The sequence below is a fragment of the Deinococcus piscis genome, assembly GCF_014653275.1.
Classification (GTDB): Bacteria; Deinococcota; Deinococci; order Deinococcales; family Deinococcaceae; genus Deinococcus; species Deinococcus piscis.
Map to the genome: position 1 here is coordinate 24,559 of NZ_BNAL01000003.1, position 13,516 is coordinate 38,074.

Consider the following 13,516-nt stretch of genomic DNA (forward strand, 5'->3'; position numbering starts at 1 on the left):
ACTTCTTGATGAAGTCCAGCACGTCTGCCAGCAAAATGCGCCACTGGGCGTCCTGCATCTCTCCCTGGCAGCGGTTTGAATCCCAGCTGTGGATATCGAAGAAACGGCTCAGCGCACTGGGACTGCTCCCCCTCAGCTGATCTAACTACAGGAGATCCACTCGGGTGAGCGCATTTACTACGCCTTTAAGCGAGTCCCCTTTTGGGTATACAAGGAAACCTAGAAAATCCTCACTGGTTGCTCGAAGAGATAAAACGCTGTCTGTGTTTCCATAGAGGAAGCTGAGCATCACTCCTCAGAGCCGTTAGGATGAACCCTCTCCATCCGTTTCATGCAACCCTTCCAGGTGGCGGCGCAACCGGCTGACCTGAGCTGCCATTTCTTCATCCTTCTTGACGCTATCACTGACCTTATTGATCGCGTGCATAACCGTGGAATGGTCGCGGCCAAAATATTGGCCGATCTCAGGCAGAGAATGAGGCGTCAGCTCCCGAATCAGGTACATCGCAATCTGACGGGGGACCACAACGTCGCGTGCCCGGCCAGTACCACGAATCTGCTCGGTGGTCACTTCAAACAGTTGGGCAGCGGCGCGTACCACTTCGGGCATTTCTACCTGAAGTTCTTGGGGCGCGAAGACATTGGACAGAGCTTTGGACGCCACCGCCCGGCTAAAGGGCACATTATTCAGGCTAGAAAAGGCGACCACACGCATCAGGGCCCCTTCCAGCTCACGGATGTTGGTGGTCACCTGCCGGGCAATCAGTTCCAGAACATCCTGCGGAATGTTGATGTTGGCCTGCTCAGCATTCATCTTGAGAATGGCCACCCGCGTCTCGAATTCGGGCGACTGAATGTCGGTGATCAGGCCCCACTCAAAGCGGCTGCGCAGCCGCCCTTCAAGCGTCTGGATGTCCTTGGGGGGCCGGTCCGAGCTGAGAATAATCTGCTTGTGATTCTCGTAGAGCGCGTTGAAGGTGTGAAAAAACTCTTCTTGGGTACGCTCCTTGCGGGCCAGAAACTGAATGTCGTCCACCAGCAGCAGGTCCACAGAGCGGTAGCGGTCACGGAACTGTGTGGTCTTGTCGTCACGGATGGAGTTAATCAGCTCATTCGTAAACGACTCAGTAGACACGTAGGCGATGCGCTTCTCGGGGTACTTCTCGGCCAGGTAGTGCCCGACGGCGTGCATCAAGTGAGTTTTGCCCAGGCCCACATCACCGTAGATAAACAGGGGGTTGTAGGCCTTGCCCGGCGACTCGGCCACGGCCAGCGCAGCGGCGTGAGCGAGGTTGTTGTTCGGCCCCACCACAAAATTCTCGAAGGTGTACTTGGGATTCAGGATTTTGCTCAGTTCTGGGTCGGGGCCGCTACGTGCTGGCCGAGGTGGAGACGCGACTTTGGGCGCCGGGGCCGGAGCTGACGTTTCAGGCATGATCATGGCTTCCTGCACGGCGGGCAGCACTTCAAAGCTCACTTGCGGATTCTCGGCACCCAGGCTGCGCAGCGCGTCTTCCAGCAGCTGCAGGTAGTGCTTGCGGAACCACTCCTGCGCGAATGAATTGCGGACACCCAGCACCAGCGAGCCTTCGCGGACGCCTAGAGTTTTGACCGGAGCAAACCAGGTGTGGTACTCCACTTCCGAAATGTTGTTGCGGACATAAGCCAGTACATCCGACCAGATTTCCTGAGAAATAGCGCACACCTCCTGGGGGCCGGCACAGTTGCTGCCGGAAGCAGTGGGGCCAGCATAGCAAGTGGCCCACAAAAGCAGACAGCCCTCGCTGCTGCGAAGGCTGTGAGTTCTGCACTGTGGTGGGCGATACGTGATTTGAACACGTGACCCCTCGCGTGTGAAGCGAGTGCTCTACCGCTGAGCTAACCGCCCATCTGTGCGCTGATGCGCCGTGGCCCGTTGGATGTGGTGGGCCCTACCGGACTTGAACCGGTAACCAATCGGTTATGAGCCGACTGCTCTAACCATTGAGCTAAAGGCCCCTCTGGCAAGCTTCAGAAGTTTAGCAGTGGCCCCGCTCAGAAGTCAATGTTGGGGGCACTGCGGCCACCACGGGCCCTTGACCTCCAGGCCGGAACAGTACACTTGCCGCATGACCTTCTCTGCACCGGCTGCTCCTACCGTCCATGTGGCCTCCGAGGTCTTTCCCTTTTCCCGCACTGGCGGCCTGGCCGACGTGTTGGGGGCACTTCCTGCGGCGCAGGCGGCGGCTGGGGACGCGGTGATGGTGGTGTCCCCCTGGTACCAGGACCTGGCTGACGCTGGGGCGGTGCAGCCCCTGGGCTCCGTGCATGTCGGGGGTGTGGGCGAGGTCCGGCTGGGGCATGAGCGCCGGGGCGGTGTGGAGTATCTGTTCCTGGGGATGGAAGAATTCGCGCGGCCCGGTCTTTATCACCCGGACGATGTGCAGCGGTTCAGCGCCTTTGGGCGGGCGGTGCTTCCAGCCTTGCAGTGGCTGAATGTTCAGCCCCGGCTGCTGCACGGCCACGACTGGCAAGCAGGGTTGGCCGTAGCACACGCGAAGCTGAGTGACTGGCCTACAGTGCTTACGGTCCATAATCTGCAATACCAGGGCCGCTGGAACCTGCACGAAGCGGCAGGCTGGACTGCGCTCCCCGACTGGACCTTTCAGCCGGACTTCGCGGAGTTTCACGGCGACCTGAACCTGCTCAAAGCTGGGCTGGTGTTTGCAGACCGGGTCACTACGGTCAGCCCGACCTACGCGCACGAAATTACCACCCCCCAGTACGGCGAGGGGTTAGAGGGCGTGCTGCAACGTCTGGACGCCGAAGGGCGGCTGCGCGGCATCCTGAATGGGCTGGACCTGGACCGCTGGAACCCCCGGCGGGACGGGTACGTGATGAACTATTCGGGCCTGCGCGGTAAGAGCAGCAACCGCCGTAGGCTGCGCGAGGAGTTTGGCTTTGACCGAGCCCCGGTGCTCGGTACAGTGAGCCGCCTGGCCGACCAGAAGGGCATGGACTTGCTGCTGATGGCCCTGCCGGAACTGGTGAGAAGCTGGAACGTGGTGATTCTGGGGGGCGGTGACCCCTTGCTGGAAGCGGCATTTCAGGGCTGGAATCTGCACCCACGCGTGGCCTTTGTGGGTGGGCTCAACGAAGCGCTGGCCCACCGCATCTACGCTGGGGCTGACGCTTTTGCCATGCCCAGCCGCTTTGAGCCGTGTGGCCTGTCGCAGATGATTGCGCTGCGCTACGGCACCCTGCCAGTGGTGCGTGAGACAGGAGGGCTCAAGGACACTGTCCCCCCCAGCATCGGCTTTACGTTTGGGCCAGCCACTTCGCAGGCGCTGCTGGAGGCCTGCGGTGAGGCGCTACAGGCCCGCCGCGACAAAGCCGATTGGGAGCGCCGGGTGCGCGAAGGCATGGCGCTGGATTTCAGCTGGAACGCTTCGGCGCAGGCCTACCGCGATCTATACGCCAAGATTCTGGCCGAGTGCTGACTCAGGCCTGGCCCGGCAGCAGGTCCATCACTGTCACCTCTGGGGGGCAAAAGGTCCGCACTGGCAGACCCGAAACGCCCAGGCCCCGGCTGACATAGGCCGGGCTGCCGTATTCTCCCTGGTGCCAGCCCATCGCGTAGCGGGTGCCGTAGGCGCTGGGCACCACCAGGGCACCCACGCCCGGCAGCCGCACCTGGCCGCCGTGGGTGTGTCCCGCCAGCGTGAGGCCGATGGGCTGCGGGAAAGTGGGGAGGATGTCGGGATTGTGGGTGAGCAGCAAGGTGGCCCGCGCCCCAGCTCCAGCCAGCAGGGCGCTGAGGTCGGGGCGTTCCCCCCACTGCCAGTCATCCGTGCCGACCAGATGAAGGTCACTCCTGGGCTGCGCGGTCTGATTGCGGAGCAGGCGGACACCTGCTTCCCCCAGCTCCGCAGCGAGCGCGTGCCTATGTTCCTCCCAGCCCGGCTGCCCTTCGCCGCGCCACCGTGAGTCGTAGCGGCCAAAACTGCCGTAATCGTGATTGCCCCACACGCCATACACTCCCAGTGGTGCCTGCAAGCGGGACAGCTGCTTGAGCAGAGGCGTAGGCCGCTCACCAGGGCGGATATCCACAAAGTCGCCGCCCAACAGAATCAGATCGGGCCGCTCGGCCAAGGCGGTATCTATCCAGCGGCGCACACTGCCCGCTTCGATATACAGGCCGTAGTGCAGGTCGGTCAGGAAGACCAGCCGCAGAGGCTCACGCAGTTCAGGCAGCGTCTGGCGCTGACGGGTCACGCTCAGGCCATAGGCACCCGCCACAGCGCTGCCCCCGAGTAGCCCGCCCAGCCCCAGCACGCCCAGGGCACTGCGCTGAAGCCACTGCCGGCGGGTCAGGCGGGAAGAACGTCTCATGCAAAAGCCCTCATAGAGCCAGAGTAAGCCGATCAGGTTAAGCGAAGTAGACTGCGGCAATGTCTGAACCCCGCACCGTGTTTGTGGTTCCCGACCTGCATGGCCGCGCCGACCTGCTGGATGCGGCCATTCGCTACGCTGAGACGCACTGGCCGAACTGGCATCTGCTGAACCTGGGGGACGCGATTGACCGTGGGCCACAGTCGCTGCGCTGCGTGACCCGGTTGCTGGAACTGCGGGCCCAGGGCCGCGCCACGCTGTTGATGGGCAACCACGAGCGCATGGCCCTGGATGGCCCGCAGCATTTTCAGCGCTTTGTGGAGAGTGGTCACCCCGAAGAATTTCGCCTCGCCATGCAGGGTCTCCAGTGGTGGATGCGGGCGGGGGGCGAGACGGTGCGGCGGGAACTGGGAAGCCTGACGCTAGAACAGTTCCCCGAGTTGCTGCGCGAGTACCTGACCGACCTGCCCCGCATGGTGTTTGTGGATGGGCAGGGCGAGATTCACACAGCGCCGCCGTCCAGCCCCAGCGTCATGGTGACCCACGCCAGCCCGCCCAAAGCCCACCGCGACTACCCCAATCCGATGTCGGCGGTGCTTTGGCTGCGGCCTGCTGACGGCCCCTATCAGCTGCCGCCAGGTGTGACTTACTCGGTGCATGGGCACACGCCGGTACGGGTGGCCGTGCAGCAGGAGGGGCAGGTGTATCTGGACCTCGGAGCCTACAAGACCGGGCGGCTGGCGCTGCTGCCGCTGCATGTGGACGGTCCACGCGGCCTGGTGGTGCTGGAGGGCGAAGGCAACCCCGCTGCCAGCGAGGGCCTGCCCGCCTTCGGACGGATGCTGGAAGCGCGGCTGATGCGCGTTTAGGTCACTGCTGCGGCGTCAGCATGATGATTCCCGCAAACGGTTGACGCTGCATCCAGTCGGCTTCAGGCTGCGGCACACCAGGGGGGAGCGGTTCGCCCCTGGCCCGCTCGTCCCGCGCCAGGAAGCGGAGGTGGTAGGGGTAATCTTTCCTGCCGAAAATACTTTCATTTGGTACAACCAACTCTGCCGCGCCCGACAGAAGGCCGCCGCCGTACACCGTGTTGATGTCTGGCAGCGGATGTTCCTGCCGCTGAAAGTCCCCTCTCTCTGTACCGAAAGTCGTGTACCGTGCTTGCAGCCATTCCTTTAGCTGAAACTCAAACAGCGCCCCGCCTGAACCTTGCAGCCTGGCGTAGCAGAGGCTCTGCTCAGTCTTGCCAGCCAGCGGCATTTCGGCACAGCTCACCTGAACCCAGCCGCTGCTGGACCAAAAGGCCGTCAGACGTTCAGGGTTGTTCAGCCGCTGGAGAGAAGACCACGCACTGCCCACGCCGCTGGCGTAAAAGACGGCGAAAAGCAGCAGCGCAGGCAGAGTATAGACCGCCAGCAGTTGCGCGGGCCTCAGCGGGGGCAGCTCGGGCAAGTTGCGTAGCTCAGGCCACTGCCGCAGTTGCAGCGGTGCGGGGACTTCGCCCGGTTTGCCGCCCCAGGTGGCGTGTAGGCTGAGTGAAAGCAGCGTGGGCATCAGCAACGCGGGGACCAGCATGAATAGCGGATTGGTAAAAGAGTCCTGCTGCCAGCTCCACCACAGCCAGCCCAGGCCGAGCACCACCCACACTTGCATCACTCCTAAAGTCCAGAGCATGGCGCGGTAAGGCCGGGAGCGCGGGCGAAAGCGGAAGCCTGCGGGCGGGGGGGTGCGGCTCATGGTGTCAGCCTCTCGTGTAGAGCCTGCACGTCTCCGTATATCACTACGGCACTGGCAATGTCTTGGTTTAGCAAGGCTCTTTCAGCCGCTGAAAAGGGCGCGGTGTGATTGACCAGCGGTAGACCGGCGAAGACGAACCGCGCAGGGACTGTTGGCTTGGGTCGGCTCGGGTACAGCGGCATTTCGGCGGTAGCTTCGCTGACCAGCCAGGAGCCATGCGGTACGGCGTCGCTCACGGTCACCTGTTGACCGCCCATATCGGCCAGCAAGGTAGGCACCGTCTGCGCCAGCAGTGCGCCGTCATAGTTGAGGCCGAAGCAATCGACCTCCTCGGCGGTTCGCTCGGCGAAAATCCGGTTCAGGTCAGGAATATCAAGGGCCTTGACCTGTGAGCAGCTCAGCGGGTAAAACAGCCAGCTTCTCGACTCGAAGCGGACATAGCGAGTGGCAAATTCAACGTATTCCGGGTCGGCGGTGGTAGACCCCTGACTGGACACATACATCGCCGCAGGCAGCCCCAGCAGCAGCGTAGGCACCGCGTAGAGCGCGAATGTGTGCAGGCGGCTCAGCGGGCCTCGCCACACGGCATGAATAAGGAGTCCCAGGCAGAGTCCCCAGCCCACGGCCAAAGCAACTACGAATGCCTCGTCACTTGGCCCAGCAAAACCGCTTTGCAGACGGCTCCAAAGCAAATAGCTTTGTAGCAACAACTGAATGACCAGAATGCCCGCCGCCCAGCGCAGTTGCAAGCGGTGAGACGGCGTAATGGGCTGTGTCTCAGGCATAGCCCTATGGTAATGCAGTGATGATTGTGCAGCGGCCAAAAAAGTGTAGGGCCGCAAGCTGCGTTGATAGCCAGCTTACGGTCCTACGCTAAAGCGTCAATTCGGCAGAAAAGGTCTTACTTCAGCGCCTTCATGCTGGCCTTGCCTGCCGCGCCCAGCACTTGCAGCTTGTGGGCCACGATTTCGCTCATCACGTCGCGGGCTGGTCCCATCCACTTGCGGGGGTCGAACTCTTTGGGGTTGGCCTGGAAAGCTTCACGCACGCCCACGCTGGCGGCCAGGCGCAGGTCGGTGTCCACGTTGACCTTGGCGATACCGTGCTGCACGGCGCGGGTCAGGTCTTCGTCGGCAATGCCAGCGGCTTCGCCAATCTCGCCGCCTGCCGCGCGGAAACGGTCGGTGATGGTCTGCGGCACGCCGCTGGAGCCGTGGGCCACCAGAGGAATGGTGGTCAGGCCCGCGATTTTCTCGATGCGGTCGTGGTCAATGTAGGGGCGGCCTTTGCCCTTGTACGCGCCGTGGCTGGTGCCGATGGCGATGGCGAGGTAGTCCACGCCGGTTTCGTCGATGAACTTGACGGCTTCTTCGGGGTCGGTCAGGAAGGCGTCTTTTTCGTCTACGACGACGTGCTCCTCAATTCCGCCCAGGCGGCCCAGTTCGGCTTCCACGCTGATGCCCATGGCGTGCGCGGCTTCTACCACGCGCTTGGTTTCGCGCACGTTTTCTTCAAAGTCGTGATGCGAGGCGTCAATCATCACGCTGGTAAAGCCCATGCTGATGGCCTTGAGGGCCGACTCGTAGCTGGAGCCGTGGTCCAGGTGCAGCGCGACGGGAATGGTGGCGCGGCGGGCCATGTCAATCACGATGTTGGCCAGGTCCTGGCCGCCGTACTTGATGGCCCCTTCGGACATCTGCACCATCACGGGTGCTTCAAGCTTCTCGGCGGTGTGGATGATCGCCTGGGTGATCTCCATGTTGTTGGTGTTGAAGGCGGGGACGCCGTATTTGCCCTCGCGGGCGGGGACCAGAATGTCTTTACCGGTAACGAGCATGGTTGAACTTCCTTTCCGTGAACAAGTCTGAGCAGGCTGAATTGTGGGCTTGCCCCGTGATTGTAGCGCAGGCCCCAGGAAACTTAGGGGCGCTGCACTGATGGCTGGAGTGCCGAGAAGCCGCTTGAACAGCTGGTCTCAGGTCCTGCGCTCAGGACTTTAGAGGCTCTTGACCCAGGCGTGGATATTGGCGATGTCCTGCTCCTTCAGCTGACCTTCGCTGAAGCGGGGCATGGTGGGGGCCAGTTCGCGGCCATCGGGGGTCTTGCCCTCACGCAGCGCCTGCGTAAAGCCCGCCAGGTCCCAGGTGTTGGCGTTCGCGGTCATGGCTGGGCCAAGTGCCCCCTGACCCTGAGCCCCGTGGCACCCGCCACAGGTGCCGGCAAACAGGGTCTGACCAGCAGCGGCGTCACCAGCGGCAGCGGTACTGTCCGCAGCGGCGCTGCTTGCCTCGCTCGCGGTGCTGGCACTTGCCGAGGCCGCAGCGGCGACTGCGCCCTGCTCCTGCTCACCTTCACCGCCAGTGGTGGTGGCTGGGTCGCCCACAGTGGCCGCTGTTTCCTGGCTACCGTTCGTGGAGCTGTCGGAGACGCCGCCCTGGCTGCCCTGGCTGACTCCAGCCGTGGCAGGCGTGTTCCCTTTCTGGGCCGCTTCGTTGGCGCTGGCGTCGGTGGTCACGGCCACCCCTTCGGCCACTGGGTCATTGGCTTTGGGAGCGCCTGCATTGGTCACGATCAGCAGCGCGACCCCCAGAACCAGGCCGAGAAGAATGCCGGTGAGCCAGGGCATCACATTGCCCTGAGTCATACGTGCTTTGAGAGTCGTCATGTGCCACAGAATAGCGCGCATGCCCGGCGGTCCGGGAGGGCCACTTTGCCCTTTCAGTCCGGCAGAAGGAGCGGGGTAGGTGGGGCATCCTGCGCTTCGGGTGGCCACCACTGGAGGGCTTGCAAGTCCAGCCGTCCGCTGGCATCAAACGCGACTCCCTCGGCTTGCAGTAAGGCCTGTTGCAACTCGCCCAGGCCGATTTTGCCGGTGCTGATGCGGCCCTGAGCATTGACCACCCGCTGCCAGGGCAGGCCATGTTCGCGGTCCACCAGGCTGTTCATGACATAGCCTGCCTGCCGCGCCGCACCCGGCTGTCCAGCCAGCAGCGCCAGCTGACCGTAGGTCATGACCCGGCCCGGTGGGATGCGGGCCACCAGCGCCAAGATGCGTTCACGGAAGCTGGGTTCGGACATAGGAGCAGTGTAGAGGGTCAGACGAGGGTATCAGGAGAGCACAAGCCTCAGAGCAGAGGAGCCTCAGCGTTCTCGGCCCTCAGCTCAACTTGGCCTTGAACTCCTCGTAGCCGAACACCTTCACGCGCTCGTAGCGGCCATCGGCGTGCAGGATGCCGATATCCGGGTGCTTGACGCCGTTGAAGAAGGTCGTCTTGACCATGGTGTAGTGAATCATGTCGTCGAACACGACGCGGTCTCCGATGTTCAGTGCGTGGGGAAACACATACTCGCCGACCACGTCCCCGGCCAAGCAGGTGGTGCCGCCAATCAAGTAGCGGTGTCCCTGTGCCTCGGCAGCGGCTTCGCGGTGCTCCTCGGTGGGCGGGTCGCCAGCGCCCAGGATGCGGGGACGGTAGGGCATTTCCAGCACGTCGGGCATATGGGCCGACACCGAGACGTCCAGCAGCACCGCGTCTTTGACGTTGTGAACCACGTCCAGCACGCTGGATACCAGCCAGCCGGTCTGCCAGCCAAAGGCGCTGCCAGGTTCCAGAATCACGTGTACGTTCCATTTCTCGCGGAACGCCCGGACCACCCGAATCAGGCGCTCAAGGTCGTAGCCCTCACGGGTCATCAGGTGGCCACCGCCGAAGTTGACCCATTTGATTTGGTCGGAAGCCAGAAACTCGCCAAACTTTTCTTCGAGCACCTCCAGCGTGCGCTCCAGCGTGTCCGAGTCCTTTTCGCACAGCGTGTGGAAGTGCAGGCCGTCAATGCCGGGGGGCAAGGTGTCCGGGAACTCGCGGCGGGTCACGCCCAGGCGCGAAAAGGGGCCAGCGGGGTTGTAGAGGTCGGTCTCGACTTCGGCGTATTCGGGGTTGACGCGGATACCGGCGTGGATGGTGCGGCCTTCAGCGCGGGCAGCTTCCACCTGGGGGCGGAAGCGCTCCCACTGCGCCAGCGAGTTGAACACGATGTGGTCCGAGCGGCGCAGGATTTCAGGAAAGTCCTCATCCGAGTAGGCTGGGGCGTAGGCGTGAACCTCGCCCTGCATTTCCTCATCGGCCAGAATCACTTCATTCAGGCTGCTGGCGGTGGCTCCAGTGATGCCGTACTCGCGCAGGATAGGAAAGGTGCTCCACATCGAAAAGCCTTTGAACGCCACGATAATCTGTGCGCCACTTTTCTCCTGCACGTAGGAAATCAAGGCGAGGTTGCGGCGCAGACGAGTTTCATCCAGCACGAAGGCGGGGCTGGGAATGTCCTGCCAGGGGACAGTCTGCGGGTCGGTCACTTCGGGCAGGTGGAGATCAGCAGGCAGCTCGGTCATGGAGCTTAGTGTAGATGGAGCCCGCTAGGAATGGGGCCAGGCCGCAAGGGTGATGGCCGGTCAGGCGTTTAGCGGAACACCAGACCCTCCGCCTCGCGGCCACGCAGTTCCGGCACGCAGTCGCTGACACCCAGTTCGGCGCAGAAAGTCACGTCCAGGGCCAGGTCAGCAAAAGCCAGGTCTATGTCGCCCATGCCCAGCAGTCGCTGACCGTGTGCACTGGCCTGTAGGGCCGCCTGGGGACCGGGCCAGCGGGCAGTCAGGGCCAGCACCATCTGGGCCGAGTCGTTGAGCATGAAGTCCGTTTCGCCTGCTGGACCAAGCAGTTCGCGGACCACCACGCCCGCCGTATAGCAGTCATCCAGGCTGACCTGCCCGTCGGTGCCCGCACACACGACAGTGATGTCACCGCCCTGGGCCAGTGCCTGGGCGCGGGCCGCAGCAGCGGGGGCATTCCGCAAGCAGGCCAGCAGGACATGCTGGGCCGCCTGCACGGCCGTGTGAGCGGCGTCAGTGCCGTTGGTGGTGTTCATGACCAGGGTGTGTCCTCCCCACTCCCGCGCTGCCGCGTCCAGGGGGCTGTTGCCCAGGTCAAAGCCGTCTATTCGGAGGCCGCCGCGTTCACCGGCCAGCAGTGTGCCCGTGCCGAGGGAGGCCCGCAGGGCATGCGCCGCCTCAATGCTGGGCGCAAACATCACCGCGTCTGCGCCGCGCTCTAGGAAGGTGGTGGCTGTGGTGGTGGCCCGCAGCACGTCAATGACCAACGCTGTACCGCCCCGCTGCTCCGGCGGGTGCAGACCGGGCAGGAGGCTGACGCTGAGGCGGCGGCTCATGCGAGGGCGTCCCGGAAGGCCTGAATGCCTGCTGCGGAGCCACCGTCTGCCCCGAAAATGGCGCTGCCTGCGACCAGATTGGTGGCTCCCGCTTCTACCAGGGCGCGGGCATTCTGGGCCGTCACGCCGCCGTCCACCTGCAACTCGGCCTCCGAGCCGAGGTCGTCCAGCATGCGGCGCACCTCGCGCACCCGCTCCACGCTCGCCGGAATGAACCGCTGCCCGCCAAAGCCGGGGTTCACACTCATGACCAGCACCAAGTCCACGTCGGCCAGCACGGGCCGGATGGCGTCCAGCGGCGTGCCAGGGTTGAGGGTCACGCCTGCCCGCTTGCCCAGTTCGCGCACCATGCCCACGGCGCGGTGAATGTGACGGGTGCTTTCGACCTGCACGGTCAGCCCGTCCGCGCCTGCTTCGGCAAAGTCGTGCAGGTAGCGCTCCGGCTGCTCAATCATCAGGTGAACATCCATGTACAGTCCGCTGACGCGCCGCGCCGCTGCCAGGATGGGCAGCCCAAAGGAAATGTTGGGCACGAACTGCCCGTCCATCACATCCACATGCGCCCAGGGCACGCCAGCCGCTTCCAGCGTGGCGAGTTCCTCGCCCAGCCGCGCAAAGTCGCAGGCCAGCAGACTGGGCGAGAGAATGACGGGCTTGTGGGAGGCGGCAGTGCCGGACATGGGAGTGCTGGTCACAGGAGAATGTTAGCGCGGCAGCCGACTTTGCCCCATCAGGAACTGGTCAATGGCGCGCGCTGCCTGCCGACCCTCACGAATGGCCCACACAATCAGAGAAGCGCCGCGCCGCACGTCGCCAGCGGCAAAGACTCCCGGCATGCTGGTGGCGTAGCCGCCCTGGTCTCTGTCGCTGGCCAGGGCATGGCCGCGCCCGTCTTGCTCTACGCCGAAAGATTCCAGTAGGTGGAACACAGGCCGCTCAAAGCCGATGGCCAGCAGCACCAGGTCCGCCGGATAGACCCGCTCGGTGCCGGGCAGTTCGGTCAGCTGGCCGGCGTGAAAGTCGGCCTGAACGGTGCGTACGCCCGTGACCCGGCCTCTTTCACCTACGAACTCTTTGGGAACGGTAGCAAAAGCCCGCTCGCCGCCTTCCTCATGGCTGCTGCTGTAGGCGGCGGTGAGCGGCATGTCGGGCCAGGTGAGCAGCCGGTCCGAGCCGGGCAGGTCTGGGCGGCGGATGAACTGGGTCACGCCCGCTGCGCCCTGACGGTGACTGGTACCGATACAGTCGCTGCCGGTGTCTCCCCCACCAATTACCACCACCTGCTTGCCCCGCGCCGTGGGGGCTCCGGCCACGGCGTCGCCGGCCACGCTGCGGTTGTGGGCGGTCAGGAACTCCATCGCGTGGTGAATGCCGGCCAGGTCGCGGCCCGGCAGGTCCAGTTCTCTGGGCGCTTCAGCGCCGCCAGCCAGCAGCACGGCTCCAAATTGTGCCTGCAGCTCGGCAGGTGTGACCACCTCCTGACTGAGATTCACCACCCCCTGACTGTCTTCCCACTTCCCGACCAGGGTGCCGGTGCGGAAAGTCACCCCCTCGGCTTCCATCTGCGCCACGCGGCGATCAATATGACGCTTTTCCAGCTTGAAATCGGGGATGCCGTAGCGCAGCAGTCCACCGATGCGGTCATTCTTCTCGAACACCGTGACGCGGTGGCCTGCGCGGGCCAGCTGCTGCGCGGCGGCCAAACCAGCCGGACCGCTGCCCACCACCGCCACCGAGTGGCCGCTCAGCTCGGCGGGTGGCTCAGGGCGCACCCAGCCTTCTTGCCAGCCGCGCTCGATAATTGCCAGCTCGATGGATTTGATGCCCACCGGGTCGTCCGAAATGTCCAGCACGCAGGCGGCCTCGCAGGGCGCGGGGCAGGCCCGGCCCGTGAACTCCGGGAAATTGTTGGTGCTGTGCAGGTTCTCCAGTGCACTGCGCCAGTCGCTTTGGTACACCAGATTATTGAAGTCGGGAATGATGTTGTGGACGGGGCAACCCCCGCTGCAAAAGGGAATCCCGCAGTCCATGCAGCGCACCGCCTGCAACTTCGCCTGCGCCGCGTCCAGCGGACGCACGAACTCGCCGCTATAAGCAACGCGCTCCTGGGCCGGAGCGTACTGCTCGGAAATGCGGCCCTGCTCTAAAAATCCGGTGATTTTGCTCATGGGGTGTCTCCTGAAGT

Annotated in this window: 13 protein-coding genes and 2 tRNA genes; 2 read left to right on the forward strand and 13 right to left on the reverse strand. The window is 63.8% G+C overall.

All coding sequences use genetic code 11. The features are described 5' to 3' along the window. Window positions 1–304: 304 nt before the first annotated feature. From dnaA to IE158_RS01890, 3 genes are all read right to left on the reverse strand, one after another. Window positions 305–1,696 carry a chromosomal replication initiator protein DnaA gene (gene dnaA / locus IE158_RS01880; protein ID WP_189642084.1) on the reverse strand — a complete coding sequence of 464 codons (1,392 nt, stop codon included), beginning with the start codon at window positions 1,694–1,696 and terminating at the stop codon, window positions 305–307. 117 nt (window positions 1,697–1,813) lie between these two features. Beyond that, window positions 1,814–1,888 (reverse strand) — tRNA-Val (locus IE158_RS01885). 34 nt (window positions 1,889–1,922) lie between these two features. Continuing rightward, window positions 1,923–1,998, reverse strand: a tRNA-Ile gene (locus IE158_RS01890). A 110-nt stretch (window positions 1,999–2,108) separates the two neighbouring features. Here IE158_RS01890 and IE158_RS01895 point away from each other — a divergent pair. Next, on the forward strand, window positions 2,109–3,479 hold the full coding sequence (locus tag IE158_RS01895; RefSeq protein ID WP_189641983.1) for a glycogen synthase: 1,371 nt from the start codon (window positions 2,109–2,111) through the stop codon (window positions 3,477–3,479). A 1-nt stretch (window position 3,480) separates the two neighbouring features. Here IE158_RS01895 and IE158_RS01900 read toward each other — a convergent pair whose 3' ends face one another. Beyond that, window positions 3,481–4,371 carry a metallophosphoesterase gene (locus IE158_RS01900; RefSeq protein ID WP_189641984.1) on the reverse strand — a complete coding sequence of 297 codons (891 nt, stop codon included), beginning with the start codon at window positions 4,369–4,371 and terminating at the stop codon, window positions 3,481–3,483. Window positions 4,372–4,430: 59 nt separating this feature from the next. On the opposite strand from IE158_RS01900, the gene IE158_RS01905 reads away from it, so the two are divergent. Continuing rightward, window positions 4,431–5,240, forward strand: a complete 810-nt coding sequence (locus IE158_RS01905) for a metallophosphoesterase (RefSeq protein WP_189641985.1) — start codon at window positions 4,431–4,433, stop codon at window positions 5,238–5,240. Between the two features lies 1 nt (window position 5,241). Here IE158_RS01905 and IE158_RS01910 read toward each other — a convergent pair whose 3' ends face one another. From IE158_RS01910 to IE158_RS01950, 9 genes are all read right to left on the reverse strand, one after another. Further along, window positions 5,242–6,108 (reverse strand): hypothetical protein, encoded by an 867-nt coding sequence (locus tag IE158_RS01910; RefSeq protein WP_189641986.1) that lies wholly within the window; start codon window positions 6,106–6,108, stop codon window positions 5,242–5,244. Beyond that, the gene (locus tag IE158_RS01915) at window positions 6,105–6,893 is read right to left on the reverse strand and encodes a hypothetical protein (protein ID WP_189641987.1); all 789 of its coding nucleotides are present in this window, start codon (window positions 6,891–6,893) and stop codon (window positions 6,105–6,107) included. Before IE158_RS01915 ends, IE158_RS01910 begins: the two co-directional genes overlap by 4 nt. Before the next feature lie 116 nt (window positions 6,894–7,009). Beyond that, window positions 7,010–7,945 (reverse strand): class II fructose-1,6-bisphosphate aldolase, encoded by a 936-nt coding sequence (gene fba, locus IE158_RS01920; protein ID WP_189641988.1) that lies wholly within the window; start codon window positions 7,943–7,945, stop codon window positions 7,010–7,012. Window positions 7,946–8,104: 159 nt separating this feature from the next. Continuing rightward, window positions 8,105–8,773, reverse strand: a complete 669-nt coding sequence (locus tag IE158_RS01925; protein ID WP_189641989.1) for a c-type cytochrome — start codon at window positions 8,771–8,773, stop codon at window positions 8,105–8,107. A gap of 53 nt (window positions 8,774–8,826) precedes the next feature. Next, on the reverse strand, window positions 8,827–9,186 hold the full coding sequence (locus IE158_RS01930) for an MGMT family protein (RefSeq protein ID WP_189641990.1): 360 nt from the start codon (window positions 9,184–9,186) through the stop codon (window positions 8,827–8,829). Between the two features lie 79 nt (window positions 9,187–9,265). Then, on the reverse strand, window positions 9,266–10,498 hold the full coding sequence (gene nspC / locus IE158_RS01935; RefSeq protein ID WP_189641991.1) for a carboxynorspermidine decarboxylase: 1,233 nt from the start codon (window positions 10,496–10,498) through the stop codon (window positions 9,266–9,268). A gap of 68 nt (window positions 10,499–10,566) precedes the next feature. Continuing rightward, entirely contained in the window at window positions 10,567–11,331 is a 765-nt protein-coding gene (locus IE158_RS01940) for a 2-phosphosulfolactate phosphatase (RefSeq protein WP_189641992.1), read from the reverse strand. Beyond that, window positions 11,328–12,011, reverse strand: coding sequence for a ribulose-phosphate 3-epimerase (gene rpe / locus IE158_RS01945; RefSeq protein ID WP_189642085.1), 684 nt, complete (start codon window positions 12,009–12,011; stop codon window positions 11,328–11,330). The genes IE158_RS01940 and rpe overlap by 4 nt, the downstream gene beginning before the upstream one ends. A gap of 24 nt (window positions 12,012–12,035) precedes the next feature. Then, window positions 12,036–13,499: a glutamate synthase subunit beta gene (locus tag IE158_RS01950; protein ID WP_189641993.1), complete on the reverse strand. Its 1,464-nt coding sequence runs from the start codon at window positions 13,497–13,499 to the stop codon at window positions 12,036–12,038. Window positions 13,500–13,516 lie beyond the last annotated feature (17 nt).

Coding starts and splice junctions, on each gene's coding strand:
- IE158_RS01930 (WP_189641990.1), bottom strand. CDS start 9,186: ATGTCCGAACCCAGCTTCCGTGAACGCATCTTGGCGCTGGTGGCCCGC.
- IE158_RS01925 (WP_189641989.1), bottom strand. CDS start 8,773: ATGACGACTCTCAAAGCACGTATGACTCAGGGCAATGTGATGCCCTGG.
- rpe (WP_189642085.1), bottom strand. CDS start 12,011: ATGTCCGGCACTGCCGCCTCCCACAAGCCCGTCATTCTCTCGCCCAGT.
- IE158_RS01905 (WP_189641985.1), top strand. CDS start 4,431: ATGTCTGAACCCCGCACCGTGTTTGTGGTTCCCGACCTGCATGGCCGC.
- nspC (WP_189641991.1), bottom strand. CDS start 10,498: ATGACCGAGCTGCCTGCTGATCTCCACCTGCCCGAAGTGACCGACCCG.
- IE158_RS01910 (WP_189641986.1), bottom strand. CDS start 6,108: ATGAGCCGCACCCCCCCGCCCGCAGGCTTCCGCTTTCGCCCGCGCTCC.
- IE158_RS01900 (WP_189641984.1), bottom strand. CDS start 4,371: ATGAGACGTTCTTCCCGCCTGACCCGCCGGCAGTGGCTTCAGCGCAGT.
- IE158_RS01895 (WP_189641983.1), top strand. CDS start 2,109: ATGACCTTCTCTGCACCGGCTGCTCCTACCGTCCATGTGGCCTCCGAG.
- fba (WP_189641988.1), bottom strand. CDS start 7,945: ATGCTCGTTACCGGTAAAGACATTCTGGTCCCCGCCCGCGAGGGCAAA.
- IE158_RS01950 (WP_189641993.1), bottom strand. CDS start 13,499: ATGAGCAAAATCACCGGATTTTTAGAGCAGGGCCGCATTTCCGAGCAG.
- IE158_RS01915 (WP_189641987.1), bottom strand. CDS start 6,893: ATGCCTGAGACACAGCCCATTACGCCGTCTCACCGCTTGCAACTGCGC.
- IE158_RS01940 (WP_189641992.1), bottom strand. CDS start 11,331: ATGAGCCGCCGCCTCAGCGTCAGCCTCCTGCCCGGTCTGCACCCGCCG.